General features: G+C 67.3%; 5 protein-coding genes and 1 pseudogene. 5 read left to right on the top strand and 1 reads right to left on the bottom strand.

The window, feature by feature from the left end; translation table 11 throughout:
* From RMO30_RS10680 to RMO30_RS10665, 4 genes and pseudogenes are all read left to right on the top strand, one after another.
* Positions 1-147 (top strand): annotated as a pseudogene (locus RMO30_RS10680) (LLM class flavin-dependent oxidoreductase); the annotation flags it as partial.
* Positions 148-156: 9 nt separating this feature from the next.
* Positions 157-1,365 (top strand): aminotransferase class I/II-fold pyridoxal phosphate-dependent enzyme, encoded by a 1,209-nt coding sequence (locus tag RMO30_RS10675; RefSeq protein ID WP_309713116.1) that lies wholly within the window; start codon positions 157-159, stop codon positions 1,363-1,365.
* Between the two features lie 21 nt (positions 1,366-1,386).
* Positions 1,387-1,893 carry a DUF2975 domain-containing protein gene (locus RMO30_RS10670; protein ID WP_309713113.1) on the top strand — a complete coding sequence of 169 codons (507 nt, stop codon included), beginning with the start codon at positions 1,387-1,389 and terminating at the stop codon, positions 1,891-1,893.
* On the top strand, positions 1,893-2,099 hold the full coding sequence (locus tag RMO30_RS10665; RefSeq protein WP_309713111.1) for a helix-turn-helix transcriptional regulator: 207 nt from the start codon (positions 1,893-1,895) through the stop codon (positions 2,097-2,099). Before RMO30_RS10670 ends, RMO30_RS10665 begins: the two co-directional genes overlap by 1 nt.
* Positions 2,100-2,110: 11 nt before the next feature.
* On the opposite strand, the gene tmk is transcribed toward RMO30_RS10665, so the two are convergent.
* On the bottom strand, positions 2,111-2,722 hold the full coding sequence (gene tmk / locus RMO30_RS10660) for a dTMP kinase (protein WP_309713108.1): 612 nt from the start codon (positions 2,720-2,722) through the stop codon (positions 2,111-2,113).
* Positions 2,723-2,754: 32 nt separating this feature from the next.
* Here tmk and RMO30_RS10655 point away from each other — a divergent pair.
* The coding region (locus RMO30_RS10655; RefSeq protein ID WP_309713105.1) for an ATP-dependent DNA ligase at positions 2,755-3,380 on the top strand (626 nt) is incomplete at its 3' end.

Here is a 3,380-nt window from a genome sequence, read left to right as displayed (position 1 = left end):
CGGATCGCCGAGGAACTGGCTCAGGATGCCGCGGTGCAGGCCGCCGACACGATTCTCGTGACGGTGCCCAACCAGCTCGGGGTCGACTTCAACGCTCGCATCCTCTCTTCGATTGCGCGTGACATCAAGCCCGCGCTCGGCGACTAACGTCGAACCGTGACGATCCCGGGCCCGTGGCTGCGCACCGCAGCGGGCGCCGGCCTCGTCGGGCCCGACGGATCGGTCGGTGCGACGATCTTCGCCGAGATGAGCGCTCTCGCCGCGAGTACCGGGGCGATCAACCTCGGTCAGGGATTTCCCGACACCGACGGACCGCCCGAGGTACTCGAGGCCGCCCGCGGGGCAATCTCCGCCGGCGTCAACCAGTACCCGCCGGGCCGCGGCATGCCGGTTCTGCGTGAGGCGATAGCTCGGCACCAACAGCGCTTCTACGGACTCGTCGTCGATCCCGAGACCGAGGTTCTCGTCACCGCGGGAGCCACCGAGGCGCTTGCCGCGACGCTTCTGGCGCTCGTCGAGCCCGGCGACGAGATTCTGACCTTCGAGCCGTATTACGACTCTTACGCCGCGATCGCCTCTCTCGCCGGCGCTCGCCTCGTGACGGCTCCGCTCGAGTGGCCGTCGTTCTCCCCCGACCCCGACCGCATCCGGGCCGCGTTCTCAGCGCGCACCCGCATCGTGCTCGTCAACGACCCACACAACCCGACCGGGTCGGTGCTCGACCGCGCGACGCGCGAACTGATTGTCGAGCTCGCCATCCGCCACGACGCGCTCATCGTCACCGATGAGGTGTACGAGCACCTGCGCTTCGGCACCCCGCACGAGCCGATCGCGACTCTCCCCGGCGCAGCCGAGCGCACCATCACGATCTCGTCGGGTGGGAAGACGTTTTCGACGACCGGCTGGAAGATCGGCTGGCTGCACGCCCGCGCCGACCTGGTGACGGCGATCCTCAGCGTCAAGCAGTTCCTGACCTACGTGAACGGCGCACCGTTCCAGCCGGCGATCGCTGTCGGGCTCGACCTCCCCGACACGTTCTACGCCCGGATCGCCGCCGACCTCGGTGCCGGGCGTGACATCCTCGTCGCAGGGTTGCAGCACGCGGGTCTCACGGTTTCGGTTCCCGAAGGTTCGTACTTCGTGGTCGCCGACGCTGCACCGCTCGGTGCGACGGACGCCGCTGCGTTCTGCCGCGACCTCGCGACCACCGCCGGAGTCGTCGGCATCCCGGTCTCGGCGTTCACGTCGACGCCCCACGCCTACGCCGGTCTTGTGCGTTTCGCGTTCTGCAAGAAGCCAGAGGTGTTGCGCGCCGCGGCTCGTCGGTTGTCCGCTCTCGGCGCGTCATCCATTGACTATCGATAGGTTTCGATCGATACTCGATAGGTGACCAGCTCAACCGTTCCCCAACTCCCCCGGCCCTGGCTCCCGATCGTTGTGGCGACCTTCGTCGCTCTCGGCGTGCTGTTCCTCGGCATCGGCATTCTCCAGTACGGCCTGATCGCCCTATCCGAGTACTACGTGCGGACCCTGCCGGAGTACTCGGCTCTGCAACCACCCCTGCTGGTCTTGCTGCTCGGCGGCGGAGTGTGTTTTCAGGCGGCAATCGTCTCGACGGCGGTTCTTGTCGGCCGAGTCAGGTCGGGGCACATCCTCGAGCAAGGCGCTCTGCGCTGGGTCGACGTGTTGGTCGGAACCATCACCCTGGCGGGATTCGTGACGGTGGCTCTCGTGATCCTGCTCAGGATCGCGGATGCGCTCCCGCCGGGAGTCATGCTCGTACTCGTCATCGGCGGCGTCGCACTCGGCGTGCTCGACCTTCTGCTGCTCGTGCTGCGCTCGCTGCTGCGCCGAGCAATCATCTTGCGCACCGAGCTGGACGAGGTCGTCTGATGCCGATCCGGATCTCGATCGACCGGATGCTCACCGACCGCGGGATGGGCGTCGGCGACTTCGCCGAGGCGATCGGCATCACGCCCGCCAACGTTGCCGTGCTCAAGAACGGGCGGGCGAAGGCCGTGCGGTTCTCGACGCTCGACGCGATGTGCCGCGTGCTCGACTGCCAGCCGGGTGATCTGCTGGCCTACGACCCGGACTGACGCGCCTTCGATCAGCCGCGGAGGTCGGCGAGAGCACCCCAGATGCGATCGGCCACTTCGTCGCGAGTGGCATCGCCATCGACCTCAACCAATCGACCGAGCGGCACATCGCTCGCGAACGCTTGCCGGTAGAGATCGCGCGCTTTCTCGAGTGCCGAGGCCTTGTCGAACGGTCCGGTGTTGAACTCACCGCGCGCGTCGAGCCGGGCGACACACGCCTCGACCGAGGTGTCGACGAAGACCGTCGCGTCGGGTTCCATCGCCCGGGAGTTGAGGGTGCGCACCCACTCGAAGGGCAGCCCCTGCGAGGTTTGGTAGGCGAGTGATGACGCGACGTACCGGTCGCTGACGACCCAGGTGCCGGCATCCAGCAGTGCCCGGATCTCGACGGTGTGCTCGATGCGGTCCGCTGCAAAGGTCAGCGCAACCGTCTCGGGTTCGAGGTGCAGGTCGCCGTCGGTGAAGGCCCGCGCGATCTTGCCGATCACACCGTCGGTCGGCTCTTTCGTCAACTCGACCGGGATGTCGTGCTCGATCAGGCGGGCGGCAAGCAGCGCGCCCTGTGTGGTCGTGCCAGCGCCGTCGAGGCCCTCGAGCACGATGAATCTGCCCGGGCTGCTCACGCGTTCGATGCTACCGGGGCGAGAATCGGTGCATGTCTCTCGTCGCCCCGATGCTCGCCAAAGCCGTCGAGAAGGTGCCCGAAGGCGATCTGCTCTACGAGCCGAAGTGGGACGGCTTCCGCGGCATCGTGTCGGTCACCAGCGACGGCGTCGAAATCGGCAGTCGCGGCGACAAACCGCTGACCCGCTACTTTCCCGAGCTGGTGGATGCCTTCGGTCGACTGCTCCCACCCTGCGTGCTCGACGGCGAGATCGTCGTCACGATCGAGTGGGACGGCAAGCGCCGCCTGCATTGGGATTCGCTGACGCAGCGCATCCACCCGGCCGAGAGCCGAGTGACGAAGCTGTCGCAGGAGACCCCGGCGTCATTCGTCGCGTTCGATCTGCTCGCGGTCGGCGATCGGGATCTCACCGGCGAACCGCTGTCGGTGCGGCGCGCCGAGCTCGAAAAGCTGTTCGCCGACGTGCACGCTCCCCTGCACCTCACCCGCACCACCCGCGACGTCGAGCTGGCGCGGCGGTGGGTCGACGAGTTCGAAGGCGCAGGTCTGGATGGCGTGGTCGCCAAGCCGCTCGACCAGCCCTACCAACCGGGCAAACGCGCGATGTTCAAGATCAAACACAAGCGCACGGCGGATGTCGTGCTGCTCGGGTACCG

The organism is Pseudolysinimonas sp. (genome assembly GCF_031389465.1).
Taxonomy (GTDB): Bacteria; Actinomycetota; Actinomycetes; order Actinomycetales; family Microbacteriaceae; genus Pseudolysinimonas_A.
Note: the sequence above shows the minus strand (reverse complement) of the source record. Positions and strands in the feature narration are given on the sequence as shown.